Origin of the sequence: Lacibacter luteus (genome assembly GCF_004118265.1) — a bacterium.
Classification (GTDB): Bacteria; Bacteroidota; Bacteroidia; order Chitinophagales; family Chitinophagaceae; genus Lacibacter; species Lacibacter luteus.
In genome coordinates this window covers 992,573-1,013,493 of sequence record NZ_SDHW01000001.1, presented here as the reverse complement: position 1 = coordinate 1,013,493, position 20,921 = coordinate 992,573, and the positions used below count along the sequence as shown (strand labels likewise).

Sequence of the window (20,921 nt, the reverse complement as noted above, 5' to 3'; positions counted from 1 at the left end):
TTTTTTATGTTAGTCGCCGAATTACCCAAATTTGAAGACGTCCGGTTGGCCGATCTTCATCTATACCATCTTCTTGATTCTCCCCCTGAAAAAGAGTTTGATGAATTGCGTGAGCTGGCTGCCAGAATTTGCAATTGCCCCGTATCCATGATTAGTCTGGTTGATCGGGACAGGCAATGGTATAAATCGCAACAAGGTTTTGATGTTAAAGAAACCGGTCGAGATGTAGCCTTTTGTTCGCATGCAATTTTGCATAACGAATTAATGATTGTGGAGGATATGACAAAAGACATCCGGTTCGATGATCATCCGTTTGTGACCGGAGAACAGCATGTACGTTTTTATGCAGGAGCACCAATTGTATCGCCAACAGGCCAGAACCTTGGTACTATCTGTGTTATAGACCAGCAACCACGTACACTTAACGATTTTCAAAAACACGCATTGGAAATATTATCGAACCAGGTTACAAAGCTGCTGGAGCTACGATTAAAAACAAAGATTATTGAAGACAGAGCCGCTCGATTAATATCATTAAAAGACCAGGCTTTACAGGAATTTATTGCAGAGAACGATCAGGCGCAATTATTAATGGCAAAAGAACTGCACGAAAATATTGCACAGGATCTTGCAGCCATACGGCTATACTTAACCATGGCCGATAATGGCAATGAAAAAAATGTACAATTTATTGCTGCAGCACAAAAAGCAATAAGGCAGGTTATGGATAACGTTAAAAATCTCTCGTATAATTTCAGTCCTTCTACACTCGAAACATCCAATCTTCAATTGTTAATGGAAGATCTGTTAGAGAAGAATAAAAAAGATGGACTGGATGTTGAATTACTTATCAGCGGTAATAGTTCGTCGGTTTCTTTTTTGCAATTGATAAGTTATGTACGTATAACAGAAGCTTGGTTACAGGTGTTGTTAAAACAACCGCTTATAACTAAAGTAAACATTACAATAACGATTGATGCAGGCGTGCATATTGTTATCAGTGACAATGCTGCTGATCGCTGGTTTGCCGATAAAGAGAATGAAATCTTCCGTAATGCATTATACTATCGTGTAATTGGTATGAACGGGCATTTGCGTTTTGTAGAATCTGCAAATGGATTAAACGAATTACATGTGCAATTGCCGATCGTAAAAAAGGAGATATATTCTTCCGGTAACAATTAATCTCTAAACTCCTGCGAAATCATTAACCCGTTTTTACCTCCGTCGGCAATACCAATTCCAACCCGTTTAAACTTAGGGTTTAAAATAGCTTCTCTGTGCAGTTTCGAATGCATTAATCCTGTGTGAGCTTTGCTGAGTGTTGAAGCATAAGCAAGGTTTTCGCCTGCAAGCTTGTATTGAATGCCAGCTTTTTTCATTCTGTAAAACGGGTCTTTCCCCTCAGGAGATACATGCGAAAAATATCCACGACGCAACATGTCTTCCGAGTGTTGTCTTGCAACCTTACGTAAGGGTTCATCGGCCTGCAGCGCACTTAACCCTCTTTGCTTTCTTTCTTTGTTCAACAATTGCAACATCTGATATTCCAGGTCGGGTCTATGTTTAAACAATGCTGTTGCATATACTTCTGCATTGCTGTTTGTTGTTTCTGCGCCGGCTGTAACATTTGCAATGCGTGGACTGATATAGTTTTCTGTTAAACTGATATAAGGTGCTGTCGCATTGTAAGTGAAACTGCTTTTTACTTCATCGGCAACGCTGCTGTCGGCTGTAAGGGTTGCAATTCTGCTGCTTACGGTTACCACCAACACTCCAAGTAATAAGCCGGGAAAAATACCTGCAATGCGGTTTGTTAAATGCTTGCTGTTGCCTGCATTCTTTGTAAGTAATTGTTGAATAAAGGAAAGCAGGAGATAGGTAAGCAGGAACAACGTGAACATGCATAAAGGAAGATAGAAATCTTTCAGCAACGGCTGGCCCGAAATGCTGTTGCTGTTAATGTAAAGAGGCAGCAGTACAGCAATAGCGGCCGAAGCGATCCATTTAATTATTTCACTAAAAAGTTTTGCTGCGCCGGTTCTGAAACCAATGTACGCAGCAACAATTAATAATACGATGGTATAAACATCAACATAATTCATACGGATACAAAGCAGAAAAGCGGCAATCAACGATTGCCGCTTAAAGTTTAATTATTGATTGTTTTGTTTGTTATCGATTGTTTTACCAATACCATAACCTGCACCACCACCAACAATACCGCCAATTACAGCACCGGCTGCACGGTTACGTTTACTTACCACACCACCAACAATGGCACCACCTACGCCACCAATTACTGCACCTTTGGTTGCGTTGCTCCATTTTTTACGTGTTGCAGTTGTTGTACTGTTCGATGTTGTAGCGGCTGCTTGCTTTTGTACAACGTATACAGTTTTTGTTTCTGCATTTTTCTTTGCTTCCTGTTGTTCTTTCCATTCCTGGAAAGCTGCAAACTCTGCCGAGTCAACTGCCGATAATACTTTTGTTTGGTCTGTTTCTGCTTTTGGTTTACATGCTGCCATAATAACCATTGCAGATAAAATTGTAAATAATTGTTTCATAACTTTTGCTTTACAGGTTAAGAAATCGGTTGCCTGTACAGCATCTAAAAAAAGCATGCCAGAAATAATTAAAAATGTTAAAGCAAAGAAAAAGGAAGGGAGCAGATAGCTGAAAATCAAACAAAGCACAACATGTTATTTTAACAAACTGCTGTAGTTTTTTTTTAGAGTTGAAACGAAACAGTAAGCACGCAACCGTTTCCGGGAGCTGAATTGATATGCATATTGCCATTATAGAGTTGTAAACGGCTCTGAATATTTCTGAAACCAAGTCCGGTAGTTATTTTATCTGTATCGAAGCCTTTGCCATTGTCTTTAATAGAGATAACTGCAAGATTATTTTCGCACCACAGCTGTGTTTCTATATGTGTAGCTTCAGCGTACTTGATAATATTGTTTAACTGTTCCTGTATTACACGGTAGGCCATCAGTTTTTGTTCATCACTCATTGCCGATTCGGCTACAGGGTCTTCGGTAAAGCTGAACTCAATCCTTTTAATACGTTTAATATCTGCCATTAACCGTACAATCGACTGTTGTAATGTTGTTGAATGAAAAGAAGGAGGCTTAATACTTGACGAGAGCAAACGGATTTCCTGCTGAACTTCGGTGATGTATTTTTTAGCCTGTTCAATCATTGTTATGTTGTTATCTTTTTGCACCTGCGTATTGCCGAGATAAAGATTGGTAACAGCCAGCATTTGCGAAATATTATCGTGCAACTCTTCTGCCCATCGGTTGCGTTCGTTTTCCTGTGCTTTGATGATGGTAGATGCAAGACGATGCTTGTGCTTTAATTGTTGATTATAATATTCGGCCTGCAGATTACGTAACTGTGTAATGTCTCTGATCTCGCCGATCAACCGTTCAAGCAAACATTCTTTATTGCGGATAAGAAAGAGTGTGCATATAACGGTATAATAGTTATTGTCGGAGCCGAGCAGTTTAAATTCGGTAGTATATGTTTTGGCAGAAGAGTTGACAGCAGTATCGTATTCTGCACGTACTCTTTGTTTATCGTTTGCATGGATGCGGTTTAACAATACATGCAGAAAACTGTTTTCAGCAAGTTCATTGGCTGGTGCAAAAAAGCTCATCTTTTCATTCATCTGAACCTCGTTCGCAGACAGGTCGTAATCAATCATGCCACCAGGGTTGGTGCTGTTGAGTGCTTCTACTTTTTGTTGGAGCGATAGTTTTTGCTTGTCGGTCTTATGTAAACGTTTATACAGGCGATGACTGATGAAAAACAACAAAATGCCCGACAGTACTACATACAGGATTCCTTTTTTACTCTGCAGTTCAAGTAACAGGGCATTGTTGTTACCTGCAATGTGCATAACAATGGTATCGCTCCAGATAATCCAGAATACACCTGTAATTAAGTACATGCAAGTAATTGTAAGCGCAGGGCTTCTTCTGGCATTTAGAACTTTAAGTGTTGTAAGTAGTGGTGCAACTTGCATGCATTTTATTATTGGGAGTAAAATTATAAGCTGCGAAAGGGGGGCTTTATGAGGATTGTTTGTGCTCCGGGTGACGGCAATCATTCCGAGGGTGTTAAAAATAAAGTTATATTAAAAAAGCACCCTGAAAAGGATGCTTTTTTTAAAACAGTTGAAAGTGTACTTAATCAAGTCCGCCTTTACGGGTAGGCTTTGTTTGTGCAGGCCATTTACCAGGTTCGCCTGTTCTTTGGTTAACAGGTAACACAATACGTTCACGTGATGTTTTGTTTTCATCTTCACATGCCATGTAAATAAGAATAGCAGTGAGGATGGCATTGTTTTGTACATCATCAAAAACAATCTTATCATAAGTATCACGGTTGGTATGCCATGTATAGTTGCCATAACTCCAGCTGTTAGAGCTTAATGAAAATGCAGGAACACCTGCTGCAACAAACGATGCATAATCCGATCCGCCACCGCCGGGCGCACCCGGAAATCTTGTTTCAAGTTCGCTCTTGTATTTGTTGGGTACACGGCTTAGCCAACGACCGATATAATCATACGCATGTAAAAAGCCCTGGCCTGAAATGTTGACCACACGACCAGTTCCATTATCCTGGTTGAATAATGCCTGGATGTTTGAAATAATTTCAGGATGATCTTCCACAAATGCACGTGAACCATTCAGGCCTTGCTCTTCGCTTCCCCAATGACCAACAAGGATCGTACGCTTTGGATTTGGATATACCAATTTGAGAATACGCATTGCTTCCATCATTACCAATGTACCTGTGCCATTATCAGTTGCACCTGTGCCACCATCCCATGAATCGAAGTGTGCAGAAAGCATAACATATTCGTTAGGCTTTGTTGAACCTTTTATTTCAGCAACAGTATTGTAAGTAGGTACAACACCATTCTCTTTCGAATCGGCACGCACACTTATTTTTGGCGCAACTCCTGCTTCTGTTAAACGGTATAGTAAACCATAATCTTCCAATGAAAGATCAATTGTTGGAACTTTCTTTGTATTTGCACCGAATATTTTATTTACACCAAAACCTCTCGACCAGTTACTCATAATCACGCCAACTGCACCTGCATTTTCTAACGCAACGGGTAATGTTCGTGCAGTGTAACCTGTTTTGCTGATGCGTTTTGTCCATGCATCTGTAATTTCGGTACGTTCTTTTTTCATTTTCTCAAAGGATTCTTTTGTGCCGAATTCTTCCCAGTTATAATCTGGACGACCGGTTGGCTGATTCATTGAGATCAACACAAATTTTCCTTTTACACTTGGTAACCATTTTTGAAAAGCGATCGAATCTGCCAGGTCGGGAATAAGAATAACATCTGCAGTAACTGTTTTGCCATTTGTGCTTGGGCTCCATGCAAGCTGCATACCTTCCAACGTTTTTACACGAGGCAATACCATATCAATATGTGTTACGCCACGCTGCCATCCACGCCATTCGCCCCATTTTTCGTTTCGTGCAGTTACACCCCAGCTTGTGTATTTTGCAACAGCCCAATCGTGTGCCTGTTGCATTTGCGGACTGCCAACCAAACGTGGACCGATGCCATCCATCAGTTCCTGTCCTAATTTTTTCAGTTGCGAATTTTCGGTAGCCTCTTTAATAATGCGGCTCACCATTACAGAATCTTTGTGTTGTGCAGTTGCTGTAGAGCCAATCAGCAGCAAAGCAAAAAAGAATCGAATCATGTTGATGTGATTATTGTTTTTTACGAATGCTCCGAAAATAAGAAATGATTAAACAGCTGCTTGTTGTTTCACGCAGATTGTGATGAGCGGAAAAGAACGCATGATTCGTTATTCTGTTACCAGTACTTTTTGCTGAACCGGGCCGGCATCGGTTAGTATACGAAGTATATACAATCCTTTTTGCCATTTTGTATTTGCCGCAACCGGTATATGGTTATTACCTTTTACTAAAAGCAGTTTTTGCGTTTGAACGATTGCTCCCGATGAATGAACAAGTTGAAGTGTTGCTGTGTGGTTATATGGTGCGGTAACAAATACCTGCATATAACTGTTGTTAACAGGGTTAGGATTTACTTGTACAGATAATGTTTTATTGAAAGAACGTTTAAACGAAATAATATCGCTGTAATTGCTCCCGTTGTTTTTATCGGTAATATGTAAACGATAATACACTGTTTCGTGATCAATGTTGTAAAGCGAATCAGAAAAATAATAATCGGCTGTTTCTGCTCCGCTTTTTCCCTGCAGAGAACCGATAGGATAGAAGTTGCTGCCGTTAAGACTTCGCTCAATTATAATATTATTTACATTGTTGTTATTGCTGATGCGCCAGTTAAGTGCAACTATGTTTTGCCGTTCTGCTCCTTTAAAGAAATGAAGTTTTGATGCGAGCACACTGCAATTGCCGGCGGATGTAATGATAATTGTATCTCTTCCGTTTTCGCCACAACCGCTTAACAGTTCCTGTGTAACAATATACGTACCCGGTTGATCAACTGTAATTGAAGTGCCGGTTGATGAGCCAACAATATGTCCATTAGATGTGCTCCAGTAATAAGTGGAGGTAGACAAAGGATTTCTTACTGATAAGTTGCTGATGAATTGTAACGGGCACATTGCAGGAAAATCGGCAGTGGCAGCAACACTGGCAACCGAACGAAAACTGAATGGACTCACAAAATCGCTGATGCTTGCAGTAAACGATGTAGAGGTTCTTGTTTTAACCAACACTTTTCCAAACGCAAGATTGCACATAGAACCGTTGGTAAACGTCATTGGATCTAAACCTAGTTTACTGAGATTTACTCCAAACTCCATGAATTGAATAGCGTCGTAATTACTTACATGCGCATTGCCTGTATTGAAATTACCAAACGGCCCGGACCATGTTGAAACGGAGTTTTGTAAACCCTGGTAAAAAGTTCCACCATTATTCGGAATAATTCCTGCATAGCCATGCGTTGCACCCGTACCATCGCCATCAAAAGTACCCGTCCAGTCAAATGCTCCGGGCGATACCGTGGTAATATCTGTTTTCTTCACCCATACCCTTGCTTCAATAAAATTTAAACCTGAATTGCCATATTCTGCGGTGAAAATAATATCGCCTAACTGTGTAATGTTGCCTGAAGCATCAAACTTCCAGGTGGTATGACCATAATCAGGTCCATAGTGTTCAAACTTTCTTGTTGTGCCATTGAAACTGATATCTGTCTGGTATAATTCAAAGTCGAAATAGCGATCGCCGTTTGTTCCCAAGATACCTACAGCACCAAAAAACCATAAGGAGTCGGAAGGGGTTGTGCCGTCTCTGCGGACATGTAAGTATACTTCGGTGATATCATTCTTTGAAAGCACTGGCGAAATAGCCGTAGACCACAACTGCGGGCTTTGCGCATTTTTATTTCCTCCTGCGAAACTTGTTGTGTCGGTACCACGATAATCACGCACATAAGAAGCGTCGTATAAAATACGTCCGCTGATTGTACTTAATACCGGATAACGCATCCCACGGGCAAACGCATAACCTTTCGATGCAGGATTGCTTGTGTAGGCACTTACAATAGCAGCAGCACCCGTTGTATCAATTACATGAATACCGGAACCAAGGGATCCATTACCAAACCAATCATCATTACCGGGCGACCAAAGCAAGTTGAAAAAATTGGAACGTACATCAGCATCTAATCCAAAGTTTGCTCTTATTACCGGGGAGGTAATCTGTGCAGACAGGAATAGCGGAAAAAGAAGAATAATATGCAGTGCATGTTTCTTCAACGGGCATTGGATTTGGATATAAGTAAAGTTACTATACTATTTACGCAAAGGGTACTTATGCGTGCCGCTTGTTCCGCCTTTTTTGACGCATTAATGGTTTTTGTTTAGCTGCCTTAAACGTAGCTGATAGCGGGTGTAAAAATTCTACGACAAGTCACTTGTGTTGGATCGACAAAAGAATACGTACAGCATGTTCTCTTGAATTTTCAATGAACAGCCGGGAAGTGTTCATGCCGCCGCAAATAACACCTGCGAGGTAAATGTTGGGGATATTTGTTTCGTGTGTTTCTTCGTTGTACTCGGGCTTGCGTACATCGTCTGTTGATAATGTAATACCGATCTTTTCAAGAAAGGATAAGTTGGGTTGATAACCGGTTGCTGCAATTACCCAATCGTTCGCAATTGTTTGCATGCCTTCTGGTGTTTGAATGATGACCTCGTGTTCTTTTATTTCCACAATACTTGATTCGTAGTATGCTTTGATAGAACCTTCAGCAATACGATTCACTACATCGGGGCGAACCCAATACTTTACCCGTTCGCCCACTTCCTTTTCTCTTATCACCATTGTAACATCTGCTCCTTTACGCCATGTTTCCAATGCAGCATCAACAGCAGAGTTGTTTGCACCAACCACCATTACTTTTTGAAAAGCATAGAAATGTGGGTCTTTATAGTAGTGTGTTACTTTCGGTAAGTCTTCACCTTTTACATGCAGCAGGTAAGGAATATCATAAAAGCCCGATGCAATGATGATATGGTCGGCTGTATAGTTTTGCTTTGAAGTTTGAATGCTGAAGCTGTTTTCATTACGTTCAACTTTATTTACTTCTTCAAATAAGTTGATGTTGAGTTTATAGGCAACAGTTACCCTGCGGTAATATTCCAATGCTTCTGCTCTTGTTGGTTTTGCATTCACTGATACAAATGGAACATCGCCGATCTCCAACCGTTCTGATGTAGAGAAGAAGGTCATGTTTGCAGGATAGTTGTACAATGAATTCACCAAACAACCTTTCTCTAAAATAAGATAGGAGATACTTGCTTTCTTTGCTTCAATACCACAGGCCAAACCAATAGGCCCGCCGCCGATGATGATGATGGGGTAATGTGTTGTTTGCATGCAATGCAAAGATAGGGAGGGGTAGCATTGCCAACCTTGTTCAACTATAAACCACAAACTAAAAACTATAAACTTTTCCCTTCTCTTCTGCTACCGCTATATAATTCATACTCCAGCAAACGGCAATCGATCGTACTGTTGTAAAATTCTATTCTTCGTTTGGCTTTCAGCCCGATCTTTTTTGCAAGCTCCATATTACCCGTGAAGATGTAACCATAATAACCGCCGCATTGCTGTTTCATAAAATCGCCGATGCGTGCATAAGTTGCTTCCAGTTCTTTGATGTCGCCTAAACGTTCACCATATTCGGGATTGATCATCATGATGCCTTTTGCATCCTGCGGTACTTCTGTTTTTGCAAAATCGCATACAGCAAAATCGATGAGCTTTTGTACACCGGCTGCAACAGCATTCTTCTTTGCATTTTCAATTGCTTTCGGATTATAATCAGTCGCAATAATTTTTAAACCCTGTACATCAACGATCTGTTCTTCGAGCAATGCATCTTCTTGGTGATACACAGTTTCATCGTAACCCTGCACATGCATAAATGCATAGTTGGTACGATACAATCCCGGTCTTCTGTTGGTAGCGATCAATGCTGCTTCAATGGCCAACGTTCCCGAACCACACATGGGATTAATGAAGGGTGATGTGCGATCCCACACCGTTGCATAAATAGTGGCCGATGCCAATCCTTCCAGCATTGGTGCTAAGCCGGGAATCTTGCGATAGCCATGCCTTGCCAATGAATCACCTGATGTATCAATAAACACTTCTGCATCTTCATTCTTCCAGAACAGATGAATAACTGTTCCTGTTAACTCTGCACCTGTTGATGGGCGTGTACCTCTTTTCTCCCGTATGCGATCAACAATAGCATCTTTCACCCGCAGGTTGGCAAACATGCTGTTGTTAATGGTGGGATTGTTCACATTACTCGTCACCGAAAAATAACCGGGACTGGGTAAAATATTCTCCCATGCAAAATGTTTCAAACTGTTGTAAATATCATCACCATCATGTGCAGTAAACTGTTTTAAACTATACAAGACCTGGCTGGCACAACGCAAGTTTAAATTGAGTTTGATACAGTCATTGATCGTTCCCTTCAGTTTAATACCTGTTACAAATGTTTCTTCAATTGCAAAGCCCAACTCCATCACTTCCTTTTCTAAGTATGGAGCAATGCGCTTGTGACAAGTAATGATGATGGTGGACGAGGTTGTAAATAAATTCATTTTGAATATGGTTTAGGGTAGAAGGCTTAAGGTAGTCTGTAGAAGGTTGAAGGTTTGGGGTATAAGGTTTAGGGAAGGCAATATGAAATTTAGAACCTGTATTTGCCTTAAACCCTATGCCTTATTCCTTACGCCTTACTTGGCCACAGCAATTTTCACTTTCTTCCCTTTTATCTTTTCGTCTTTGATCAGGTTAAGAGTATGACTTGCTTTTATTTTCTTTACGGCAACGAATGCAAAAAAATCTTTCACTTCAATTAAGCCGATATCTTCTTTTTTCAAATCGCCTTTGTTGCTGAGGAAACCAACAATATCAATTTTGTTCACCTTGTCTTTTTTACCTGCGGCAATAAACAAGGTTGTCCATTTTGGTTTGTCGGGTATTACAGCTTCTGTTGGCAACGTAATTTCTTCTGCCTCTGCAGGAATGTATTCGGGTTTTGTTTCTTCCGGTCCGAGAATAACGATGGCAGTACCACTTGCTTCCATGCGTGCCGTACGTCCGTTGCGATGTGTGAACGTATCTTCATTATGCGGCAAATGATAATGCACAATGTAGCGGATATTGGCAATGTCTAACCCACGTGCTGCAAGATCAGTCGTCACCAAAACATTCGATGTGCCGTTACGGAACTTGCATAAGGCCGCATCTCTGTCACGCTGTTCCATAGCACCATGATAAAATACATTCACAATATCACGCTCTTTTAATAATGCACTCGTACGTTCCACCGCTTCACGATGATTGCAGAACACAATCGTTGAACGGTTGCCCAGCATACAGATCAATCGGAACAGTGTTTCAATTTTATCTTTCTCTTCGCTTTGTAATAATTGAATACTAAGACCAATTTCTTTTTCTTCATTCGCATTCAGAAAGTCAAGTGTAACCGGTTGCTGCAAACCAACAAAGGCCGGAATCTCTTCCATACGTGTGGCTGAAGTAAGCATGCGTTCTTCAATATTGGGCATTGAACCAATAATAAATGATACCTCTTCCTGGAACCCCAGCTCTAATGATTTATCAAACTCATCCAGCACCAGTGTTGTAATTGTTTTTGTGTTGATACTTTCTCTGCGGATATGATCGGCTAAGCGACCTGGTGTGCCGATGAGCAGGGCAGGTGCCTGTTTTAAATTGTTCTCTTCAATTTCCCGTTTATGCCCGCCATAGCAACAGGTAACTTTTAAATTAAGCTGTAGACTTTTAAAAACGGTTTCTATCTGCAATGCCAGTTCACGTGATGGCACAATAATAATGGCCGTTGTGGTAGTTGGGTTTTGTTGCAACTGCTCCACCAGTGGCAAAAGAAAAGCCAGTGTTTTGCCGCTACCTGTGGCCGATAGTAAAATAAGATCCTTGTGTTGCGCAGTGGCTGTTAAAGCGGCCTCCTGCATTTCGTTCAGCGCTTTAATGTTGAGGTTGTTCAACGCTTTGCTGAGCCATTCCGGTTGTTGTTGCATGCGGCGAAGGTAGGCAATTGTGGGGAGGGCGAAATTTCAGCCTCGTGTGCTCCCTAAGAAGAGAGTACTAAATGAATTTTGAACTATTTCTTTTCAACAAATGAAAAGTCAGCAATATGAAAGGGTATTTGTCCGTTAAAAGCCAACCTCATTAAACTTAGGAGTTTTCTGGCTATCAATGAATCCAAACCGAAAAAGAAACCAATAATCATGAAATCGCTGAATTTGCTGTTATGCCTATGCATCGTCTTTACTGCATGTAAAAAAAACGATCAGCCTGCAACGGGCATGTATTTTCCTTCAACAACAGATAATAGCTGGCAAACAAAATCGTCAACTGAACTTGGCTGGAACCAAACGGCCATTCAACCTTTAAAAGATTATCTTATTCAAAAACATTCCAAATCGTTCATGGTCCTTGTTGATGGACGGATTGTAATGGAGGAATACTTTAATGGTCACAGTGCATCAGCCACCTGGCAATGGAACAGTGCAGGTAAAACATTGGTTACCGCATCTGTTGGTATAGCGCAGCAGGAAGGTTTACTCAACATCAACAACAAGGTTTCACAATATGTTGGATTGGCATGGACCAGCGAACCGCTGCTGAAAGAAAACTTAATTACTGTTCGGCATTTGCTTACAATGTCATCTGGTCTTAACGACAGCAACAACCTTGTTATAAAACCCAATCTTACCTACATGGCCGATGCCGGTACAAGATGGTCGTACCACAACGTATTTCAAAAATTAATTGATGTTACTGCAGCAGCAAGTGGTAAAAGTTTTGATACTTACTTTCAGGATAAGCTGAAGAGTAAAATAGGTATGGAAGGCTCATGGAATTACGGAACAATATTTACTATTTATCACAGCAACACCCGCAGTATGGCACGTTTTGGATTACTGGCCCTTAATAAAGGCAAATGGGGAAATGAGCAGGTGATCAACGAAACTTTTTTTACTGAAAGCACCAATACGTCACAAAGCATCAATCCATCGTACGGTTATTTATGGTGGTTGAATGGGAAAACAAGTTTTATGGTGCCCGGCGGACAAACCGTTTACACGGGGCCGTTAGTGCCGAATGCGCCTTCGGATATGTTTGCAGCAATGGGTGCCGAAGATCAACGTATTTATGTGATCCCGTCAAAGAAAATGGTAATTGTGAGAATGGGCGATGCTTCCGATCCGTTAAATCCAAGCTTTGCTGTTTCAGGATTTGATAATGAACTCTGGCAAAAAATAAATGCTGTCATCAACTAACATTCTGATGTACAGCTTCACATGAAAACAAAAGCGTCCGGTTAAATAGCCCGGGCGCTTTTGTTTTTTTAATCTATTTGCCGGAACAGCGTTTATTTTTTTGCAGTTGCGTTGGCTCCAACAATACCTGCGAGTAAACGTCCCTCCGGAGTTTCTTTCGATGCATAATAAAGATAGAGTGCGCCACTGCCGGTTTGTTTCTGCGAATCAAGAATGTCTTTAATAGCTACTGTTATTCCAAAATTCTTTCCTTCTTCGTTTTTAAACTGCCAATGCTTTAATGTTTTTTGATCGGAAGTTTTCAGTTCCAGCACCCGGCTTTTACCCGTCATACCGCAATGATAAAATTTCACCTTCAATACACTTTTGCTGTTGCTTGCTGTAAGCTGAATATTTTTCAGCTGTTTCATTTCCTGGTTAAACTGGCGAAGTACCAGGGTGTTGTCTACATAAATTTCAAAACCCTCGCCGCCGGCAGGCTTAATAAAGGAAAGCAATAACGCACATGCTACAATGAGTGTAAGTACTGCAGAAATTCTTTTTGTGTTCATGCTTGTAAGGTTTTATATGAGTTAAATAAATGAACAGTACAAAGGACGATAAGCTTTACAGTACTGAATAATTTGTTTGACGAAGGGGCGCTGTTGCTTGATGTTCTGACAGGATTGCCAGCCCTGTCGACTTTTTGTTCGCTCATTTTATTCGCAGATTTCTCTTCATCTTTGCGCTCTCAATTTTCATTCAAAAAAAATCTGTTATGCGCATTGATGATTTTTTAAGCAAACTCCGCAGCAATCCCGATGCGATTGCCTTTACCGATACCATTGCAACCATTGACGCCAATTACGATTTTACGCCTGTGCGTTTTACCAATGGTTCAGCTGTTAACGAAGTTGGCAGTAATTCGGGCTCCTGCAAGTTGTTTGCATTTGCACGTTTGCAGCATTTAACAAAAGAAGAAACGCTTAGCTGCTTTGGCGATTATTACAGGGTTGATGTGTTGCAACATCCAGAAGCAACCAATCATGCCAATATCCGCAATTTTATGGTATCAGGCTGGGAGGGCATCCACTTTGATGCACAACCCTTAATGGCGAAGTAATACCGAAGTGCCAATAACGGCTTCGTAAAGTCCTAAGCTTAATTAAGAGATTCCTTTTAAAACAAAGAAAAGCTGTTGGAGGAGTAAAGTTTTTTACTTTACTTTGCAATTCAAAGTGCTTTTAATTACTTGTATTTAAATAGATCTGTATGACAGCGAATCAATCTTCTTTAAAACAAACCTCTCAACAGTCGTCGTTTCTGATGCCTGTTTTAATTGGCGCCGGCATAGCTTTGCTGCTGATCGTTCTTCTCCTTTCCACAGTAAATAATCCAGATCCTGCATGGTCGCCTTACTGGAAACTAAGGCCGCTGATTGTTGTTCCTTTAGCCGGAGCAACTGGTGGATTCTTTTATTATTTAATGAAGCCGATGCGCAGCAAAACAGGCTGGCAAAAAATTGCAGCGTTTGCGTTGTGTCTTATTGTTTATGTTTTTGGGTTGTGGATAGGTACAATTCTTGGGCTCGATGGTACCTTGTGGGATTAAACAAACTCCGATGGTTTTACAAAAGCTTTGTTCTTTCAATACGAACAAGGCTTTTTTATTTATTTCAAAACCCGGATAATAACAAGCTGCTAACACTTAACTTCAATACCGAAAGCAGGCGGTCTTTCTGTTCCATTTAGCTAAGCGGATGCGGGCCGATAGAGACGCAGTTTGTTGCAAATAATTTTCTTGGCCTGTTTCTTGAAATTGTATACCCGGTTTATCTAAGTATTGGTTGGTTATGTATGCAGGTCCGGATAAAATAATACCCGGAGTAAAACATTGTGCCATGAAATACACAAAGTTGTTATATGGATTTATTGTGTGCTTACTTCTGCTTGTTTTAACAGGCTGTAAAGGCTGTTATAAAAACAGAATGGCAGCTATGGCCGATCCCATCAGAGAAATAACATCTGTCGATATTCCTGTGTCAACTATTAATATTCCTGTTTTTTACGAGGTGAAAAATTTTGAAGAGTGGATCAACAAAAAAATAACCGGGCGCTTTTTAGAAACTACCGTATATCCATCCTCAAATAAAAAGGACGAAGTAAAACTGGAGTTCACCAAAATTGACCCCATACGTATTACAACATCGGGCAACAGATTGCTTTGTAATTTACCCTTACACATTACCGGCGAAATTGTAAACAGCCGTTTAGGAAAATTAATTACCGACAGGTTTAAAACTGTAGAGGCGCAGGTTGTTATTCAGCTTGCAACAACAGTTGGTATTGATGCGGGTTGGAATATTCTTACAAAATTTAAAGTGCAGAAAGTTGCTTGGATAAAAGAACCTGTGTTGCAGTTTGGGCCGGTTAAATATAATCTTGAAAAGAAAGTAAGCAAGTGGCTGAATGAAAATGAACAGCAGCTTATACATATGCTCGACAAGGAAATCAATGAATCGGTATCGCTTGAACCGGTAATCAGTAAAATATGGACCGATCTGCAAAAGCCCTTGGTGGTGCATCGTAAGCAACCGATGGCCTGGATGAAATTTACCTGTAACAGCATTGAAGGTAAGGTAGAATTGCAGCCCGGTATTATAGCCTGTTATACGAGTGTGCGGGCAAAAATGATGATGATGACGGATACAACGAATCTTGCAGCACCTTCACGATTGCCCATGTTTAAATCGCTGCGCAATGTATCGCCCACTTCGGAATTGTATTTATATGCATTTGCATCGTTCGATGAAATAAATGAAGAGATCAACAAGCTCCTGAAAGGAAAATCGTTTACAGCTAAAGGTTACAATGTTTCTGTTAAAGATGTACGGGCTTATGCATCGGAAGCAGGTCTTTCTGTTGAGATCAATACAGGAAAAGATATAGCAGGGAAAATGATTGCAAGTGGAAAGCCGGAATTTGAGGTGGCAACACAAACGATCCGCATTAATAATTTTGAGTATGCCATTGCTTCTGATAACAGTTTGGTTAATGCAGGTGAAGAATTGCTGCATCAAAACATAAGAGATACCATTGCATCGAAACTTTCGCTGAAACTGGATTCGTTTATTCATATTGTTCCTCCTTTAGTAGAAGAAGCGATCGCAAAAGGAAAAGCCGGAAAATCGGTGGCAATTAATTTCGATCATTTGTATGTAAAGGATTGTAGAATTATTATGGCAAAGGACCAGGTTCATTTTAAAATTCATGCAGGAGCCATTGCCGATATTAAACTAATGGAAATGAAACCGGGTAAAAAACTACGCATCAAAAAAAATACTTCTGTTAAATAGGTTGGATCCGCCTTTTCATGCAGCGAGTTTTTTTGCTTACAATCGTTAACTTCGCAATCTCAAATGCTACAAGCTATATGAAAGAAGTATATGTAATCTCAGCTGTTCGTACACCAATGGGCAGTTTCGGCGGCAGTTTAAAAAGTTTAACCGCTACACAATTAGGAGCTGTTGCCATTAAAGGCGCATTGCAAAAAGCAGGTGTTGATGCAAATAAAGTACAGGATGTTTTAATGGGCTGTGTAATACAGGCTAATCTTGGTCAGGCGCCTGCACGGCAGGCTGCAAAATTTGCAGGCTTGCCGAACGAAGTAAACTGTACAACTGTAAATAAAGTTTGCGCCAGCGGTATGAAAGCTATTGCACAGGCGGCTCAAAGTATTATGCTTGGCGATGCAGATATTGTTATTGCAGGTGGTATGGAAAGCATGAGCAATGTTCCGTTTTATGTAGATAGTTTACGTTGGGGAAACAAATATGGTAATACAGGTTTGATCGATGGATTGGCGAAAGATGGTCTCACTGATGTGTACGATGGTAAGGCTATGGGTAATGCAGCGGAATTGTGTGCAAAGGAATGCGGTATCAGCCGTGAAGATCAGGATGCATTTGCTATTGAAAGTTATAAACGTTCACAGGCTGCATGGGAAAAAGGTTTGTTCGATAACGAAATTGTGCCTGTTGAAATTCCACAACGCAAAGGTGAGCCTATTGTGTTTGCAAAAGATGAAGAGCCTTACAATGTAAAGTTTGATAAGATACCAACATTAAATCCTGCATTCATTAAAGATGGAACTGTAACTGCAGCCAATGCAAGTACAATGAACGATGGTGCTGCAGCATTGCTGTTAATGAGCAAAGAAAAAGCAGATGAGCTGGGATTAAAACCTATTGCAAAAATTAAATCGTACGCCGATGCGGAGCAGGCGCCGGAATGGTTTACCACATCACCTGCATTAGCTGTACCAAAAGCTGTTGCCAAAGCAGGTTTGCAAATGAGCGATATTGCTTATTGGGAACTGAACGAGGCATTTGCAGTTGTTGGTATCGAAAACAGCAAACGTATGCAACTCGATCCTGCGAAAGTTAATGTACATGGTGGAGCCGTTTCGTTAGGTCATCCGTTGGGTGCAAGTGGTGCAAGAATTATTGTTACACTCATTAATGTATTAAAAGCAAATAACGCAAAATATGGCGCTGCCGGCATTTGCAACGGCGGCGGTGGTGCAAGTGCAATGGTGATTGAAAATGTAAATCTCTAAGTATTCATAAAAGATACTTGTTTATTACAGCTATCGATTTACATAATTTTCTATAAAAAGAGACCTCTCCGAATATCGGAGAGGTCTCTTTTATTTTGCTCTGCAAAAAGTAAGGGTTGTGTTAAGCAATCCCTTGGAGAAGTTAGAGGGGCTGGCTTAATTTGCTGCCACTACTTTTACAACTCTGTAAATAACTCTTGCGCTTTCCTGTTTGCGCATATTGCCGATAAGTTGAAGATTGTCGGGAAAAACAGTTGCAGGATCCCATGGAGTGAGCAACGCATCCTGTAATGTGCGGAACAGGTCGTACGAAACTGTATTGAATTGTACATTTCCACCTGTTGGCGAAAGTACAATCGCATTTCCCCAACCTAATTGTTGGGTTTGTTTTTTATCCATAGCGGTTTGAAGAAAAGGTTTCCAGATGTTTTTTTCTGCGTTAATAAAACTCTGTGCGTCGTTTGAAAGATGATAGTTCATTACCACGTAATTGAAATCTTTTGCAGGATTAACAGCTTTTGCTTCAACCCAATCTTCATCGTGTAAAAACAACTGACTGGTAACTGTTGTAAAAGAACCTGTTTCCATCTGGCTGTAAGGAACAGCAGGAAATACTTTAGTAATATCAAACACGCCGCTCGACCATGCAGAATCAATATTCGGGAATGTATTTATGAATAAGTAGTTCGACGAGTTGGGCAAATCGTAACCGCCAACTTTTTCAAGCAATGCCCAAAAGCTCATCTTCTTTGCATCAACTGCTTTTTGTGCAACCTTGCTCCAGTAAGTTGTTTCACGTTTAATAAATTCATCTACTTTGTTTGCAGGCACATGCCGGTATTGATAAGAAGTTATTTGCGCCTGTTGCCGTAATGGTAACAGCAAGGCTATGAGCAAAATGCAATAAAGCATTTTTGTATATGGAAGAATCGAGATTTTCATTTTGTTGATTTTTTTAATGAAAGAGATGTGTTAACAACGGAGTTATTTTGAACTGAGATCTGCCCGGAAAACAAGCATTTCGTTCCACCTGTTTTCAACAGCTTCCGCATAATCTTTCAAATAGTATTCCCATGCTCCTTCGCCATGTATTTCGTTATACCGTTCGGGCATTGGTTTACGAAAGCCGGGAGCTAATTCTTTTAACCCTTGTTTCAATCTTGTTACGGTTACAATTTGCGGCGGTCCCGAAAGGCTTACATTATATACCGCAACGCTCTCGTTACCGGCAGCCCATACTTTTTTCAACTTCTTTACGAGGTCGGTTGCTTTGTTAATCATACCCGGTTTAATAAACATATGGTTGATGATGATCTTGTCGCTGTAATCTGTAAGAGCAACTGTACTCAATTCGGCATTAAAAACAGAATAGCCTGTAGTTCCACGATCGAGTGTAAGTGGTGAAACATTTTTTGCCCAATCTGCGGTATGTTCTGTGCTGATGTTGCCACGTTTATCAAGCTGCTCCCAGCTAAGTGGCCCTTCCGTTACATGATAGCCCCCTGCATCGGGCCCGCTTTCAATATAAAACACCCGCCACTTCCAATCGCCGGTGTGATACTTTTGCGCATGTGCCGTTAATGCTTTTTCAAACTCTAACAATTTGTCTGCTTTGGGAAAAACTCTGAAAGTGCTGAGCACATTGTTCTGGCTTATTCCAAGTACAGGAACAAGCAAACAGAGAAGAAAAATCTTTCTCATGTTGTGTTGTTTTAAAATGTGAAAAAAAAGCGAGGGTAGTGTTGAGATAGGATGGGAGTAATAAGAAAGGTAGCTAACTTTTCTGCCAAATCAAAGCATAAATATTTGCATTCTTTTCTAATGAAAAGCGGTAGTGATAACCGTTAGAGTTTAGTAAAATAAAGCTTAGTCTTTTTGTGCAACACACATCCAGTCCCATGGGTATGGCTCGTCCAGCCATTTGGGTGGGTTATGAAATTCTGTTTTCCAGGTATAGTTTATTTTTTCAACACAGTCTACGGTAAAACCTTCGAGTTTCAGCAGCAACTCCAGTTCTTCTTTCAGGTAATGTTTGGTAGGCACATTGTCTATATCGGTTACACCCTGCTTTATGTTCTTTGCCAAAGCATACGCTTTCTCTTCCGATGCTATTTTTTCTTTGTTTTCCTCATCCACATTCCAACGGTTAGCAATAATGTTGGCGTACAGTTTCGATTCAAGCGATGGAACAACCAGTATAAGTGAGCCTCCTTTGTTTAAACAGAGATCGAGCGATTGAAAGAAGTTGATGCGTTTCTTCAGATTGTCGGTTAAAATAGCATTAATGCACACAGCCACATCGCAAGGGGTTACTGTTAATGAGTAAGCACTCATATCCATCCGCTGATAATCTACATTAGGATAGTCTTTGCATCGTTCTTTTGCAATGTCGAGATTAATGGCAGAAATGTCGGTGGCTACCACGTATTTAAAAGCAGTAGCAAGCAAGGGTATCCATTTGCCAATTGCACAACCAATATCCATTACTGTCTTGTCTTTCGATGCTGCTGTTTCAATGGCATGAATAATTTTTCCGCTTTTATCGTTTTGAAGTACGTCAAAAATTTCTTCGTTGTAGTTAGGCGCAATACGTTCCCAATACTGTCTGTCCATAGTTTAAATTAATCGTCGTTCTAAAGATAAATTTTAATTATTGTAAAACATTTCAGGAAATTTATACTTCCGATAAAAATTGTACAATGAACGAATTTGAAGTTACTGTATCACGTGCTTCAGCAACTGATGCTGAGTTGATAGCCGATCTGAGCCGCACTGCCTTTTACCAAACATTCGCAAAGGATAATACTGCGGCCGATATGGAGATGTTTATGAACGAGCAGTTCACAAAAGAAATGTTGATGAAAGAAGTAGAAGAGGGCAATGGTATTTTTTTGTTGGCTAACCACAACCACGAAGCTTTAGGCTATGCCCGTATGCGTGTTGAGAATAAACTGAAAGATGAATCTGCAATTGAAATTGCCCGTATTTATGCGTTGGATAAAGCAATTGGCAAAGGCGTTGGTAAAGCGTTAATGCAAAGCTGCCTGCAGATAGCAGAAGAAATGCAGATGAAAGCCGTTTGGCTGGGTGTATGGGAAAAGAACAGCAGGGCTATTTCGTTTTACGAAAAGTGGGGATTTAAGAAGTTTGATGAGCATAAATTTCTGCTGGGAACCGATCTGCAAACAGACTGTTTAATGAAGAAGATCCTCTGAAAACCGCTGTGGTAGCTGCTTTTTGGCAATTTTTTTTGGTTAGAATGCAATGAGTAAAGGCAAAAATCGTTATATTGTAGACTCTTTTCACGTTTAAAAATCATATTACTATGAAACGCTTTGAAAAAACCATTCCGCCCTATAGTCGTAAAGATGTACCCCTGGCGCTCTTTATTGTATCCTTTTTAGTGATTGCAATTTTGACTGTAGTTGTAAA

The 20,921-nt window shown here is 40.5% G+C and carries 19 protein-coding genes; 7 read left to right on the top strand and 12 right to left on the bottom strand.

Annotation, left to right across the window (positions count from 1 at the left end):
• Positions 1-6 precede the first annotated feature (6 nt).
• The gene (locus ESA94_RS03825) at positions 7-1,185 is read left to right on the top strand and encodes a sensor histidine kinase (RefSeq protein ID WP_164972639.1); all 1,179 of its coding nucleotides are present in this window, start codon (positions 7-9) and stop codon (positions 1,183-1,185) included.
• Here ESA94_RS03825 and ESA94_RS03820 read toward each other — a convergent pair.
• From ESA94_RS03820 to ESA94_RS03785, 8 genes are all read right to left on the bottom strand, one after another.
• Complete coding sequence (locus ESA94_RS03820; protein ID WP_129129523.1) at positions 1,182-2,105, bottom strand: CvpA family protein; 924 nt, start codon at positions 2,103-2,105, stop codon at positions 1,182-1,184. The genes ESA94_RS03825 and ESA94_RS03820 overlap by 4 nt on opposite strands.
• A gap of 51 nt (positions 2,106-2,156) precedes the next feature.
• Positions 2,157-2,567, bottom strand: a complete 411-nt coding sequence (locus ESA94_RS03815; RefSeq protein ID WP_164972638.1) for a glycine zipper domain-containing protein — start codon at positions 2,565-2,567, stop codon at positions 2,157-2,159.
• A 164-nt stretch (positions 2,568-2,731) separates the two neighbouring features.
• On the bottom strand, positions 2,732-3,958 hold the full coding sequence (locus tag ESA94_RS03810; RefSeq protein ID WP_164972636.1) for a PAS domain-containing sensor histidine kinase: 1,227 nt from the start codon (positions 3,956-3,958) through the stop codon (positions 2,732-2,734).
• A gap of 238 nt (positions 3,959-4,196) precedes the next feature.
• A complete protein-coding gene (locus ESA94_RS03805) occupies positions 4,197-5,741 on the bottom strand; it encodes a M20/M25/M40 family metallo-hydrolase (RefSeq protein WP_129129520.1) in 1,545 nt (514 codons plus the stop codon).
• 108 nt (positions 5,742-5,849) lie between these two features.
• Positions 5,850-7,799, bottom strand: coding sequence for a T9SS type A sorting domain-containing protein (locus ESA94_RS03800; protein WP_129129519.1), 1,950 nt, complete (start codon positions 7,797-7,799; stop codon positions 5,850-5,852).
• A 154-nt stretch (positions 7,800-7,953) separates the two neighbouring features.
• Positions 7,954-8,922: a YpdA family putative bacillithiol disulfide reductase gene (locus tag ESA94_RS03795; RefSeq protein WP_129129518.1), complete on the bottom strand. Its 969-nt coding sequence runs from the start codon at positions 8,920-8,922 to the stop codon at positions 7,954-7,956.
• A gap of 65 nt (positions 8,923-8,987) precedes the next feature.
• A complete protein-coding gene (locus ESA94_RS03790) occupies positions 8,988-10,163 on the bottom strand; it encodes a THUMP domain-containing class I SAM-dependent RNA methyltransferase (RefSeq protein WP_129129517.1) in 1,176 nt (391 codons plus the stop codon).
• 135 nt (positions 10,164-10,298) lie between these two features.
• Positions 10,299-11,627, bottom strand: a complete 1,329-nt coding sequence (locus tag ESA94_RS03785) for a DEAD/DEAH box helicase (protein WP_129129516.1) — start codon at positions 11,625-11,627, stop codon at positions 10,299-10,301.
• 210 nt (positions 11,628-11,837) lie between these two features.
• On the opposite strand from ESA94_RS03785, the gene ESA94_RS03780 reads away from it, so the two are divergent.
• A complete protein-coding gene (locus ESA94_RS03780; RefSeq protein ID WP_164972635.1) occupies positions 11,838-12,893 on the top strand; it encodes a serine hydrolase domain-containing protein in 1,056 nt (351 codons plus the stop codon).
• Positions 12,894-12,985: 92 nt separating this feature from the next.
• On the opposite strand, the gene ESA94_RS03775 is transcribed toward ESA94_RS03780, so the two are convergent.
• A complete protein-coding gene (locus ESA94_RS03775; protein WP_129129515.1) occupies positions 12,986-13,444 on the bottom strand; it encodes a hypothetical protein in 459 nt (152 codons plus the stop codon).
• Between the two features lie 206 nt (positions 13,445-13,650).
• Here ESA94_RS03775 and ESA94_RS03770 point away from each other — a divergent pair, with 206 nt between their 5' ends.
• The 4 genes from ESA94_RS03770 to ESA94_RS03755 all read left to right on the top strand — a co-directional run bounded on the left by ESA94_RS03770 (position 13,651) and on the right by ESA94_RS03755 (position 17,489).
• A complete protein-coding gene (locus ESA94_RS03770; RefSeq protein ID WP_129129514.1) occupies positions 13,651-13,995 on the top strand; it encodes a HopJ type III effector protein in 345 nt (114 codons plus the stop codon).
• 149 nt (positions 13,996-14,144) lie between these two features.
• On the top strand, positions 14,145-14,483 hold the full coding sequence (locus ESA94_RS03765) for a hypothetical protein (protein WP_205755900.1): 339 nt from the start codon (positions 14,145-14,147) through the stop codon (positions 14,481-14,483).
• Positions 14,484-14,772: 289 nt separating this feature from the next.
• On the top strand, positions 14,773-16,227 hold the full coding sequence (locus ESA94_RS03760; RefSeq protein ID WP_164972634.1) for a DUF4403 family protein: 1,455 nt from the start codon (positions 14,773-14,775) through the stop codon (positions 16,225-16,227).
• A 77-nt stretch (positions 16,228-16,304) separates the two neighbouring features.
• Complete coding sequence (locus tag ESA94_RS03755) at positions 16,305-17,489, top strand: acetyl-CoA C-acyltransferase (RefSeq protein WP_129129512.1); 1,185 nt, start codon at positions 16,305-16,307, stop codon at positions 17,487-17,489.
• A 156-nt stretch (positions 17,490-17,645) separates the two neighbouring features.
• Here ESA94_RS03755 and ESA94_RS03750 read toward each other — a convergent pair whose 3' ends face one another.
• The 3 genes from ESA94_RS03750 to ESA94_RS03740 all read right to left on the bottom strand — a co-directional run bounded on the left by ESA94_RS03750 (position 17,646) and on the right by ESA94_RS03740 (position 20,102).
• The gene (locus ESA94_RS03750; RefSeq protein WP_129129511.1) at positions 17,646-18,431 is read right to left on the bottom strand and encodes a hypothetical protein; all 786 of its coding nucleotides are present in this window, start codon (positions 18,429-18,431) and stop codon (positions 17,646-17,648) included.
• Between the two features lie 42 nt (positions 18,432-18,473).
• The gene (locus tag ESA94_RS03745) at positions 18,474-19,190 is read right to left on the bottom strand and encodes a hypothetical protein (RefSeq protein WP_129129510.1); all 717 of its coding nucleotides are present in this window, start codon (positions 19,188-19,190) and stop codon (positions 18,474-18,476) included.
• A 165-nt stretch (positions 19,191-19,355) separates the two neighbouring features.
• On the bottom strand, positions 19,356-20,102 hold the full coding sequence (locus tag ESA94_RS03740) for a class I SAM-dependent DNA methyltransferase (RefSeq protein WP_129129509.1): 747 nt from the start codon (positions 20,100-20,102) through the stop codon (positions 19,356-19,358).
• An 86-nt stretch (positions 20,103-20,188) separates the two neighbouring features.
• On the opposite strand from ESA94_RS03740, the gene ESA94_RS03735 reads away from it, so the two are divergent.
• Positions 20,189-20,704: a GNAT family N-acetyltransferase gene (locus ESA94_RS03735; RefSeq protein WP_129129508.1), complete on the top strand. Its 516-nt coding sequence runs from the start codon at positions 20,189-20,191 to the stop codon at positions 20,702-20,704.
• Positions 20,705-20,921: the final 217 nt, after the last annotated feature.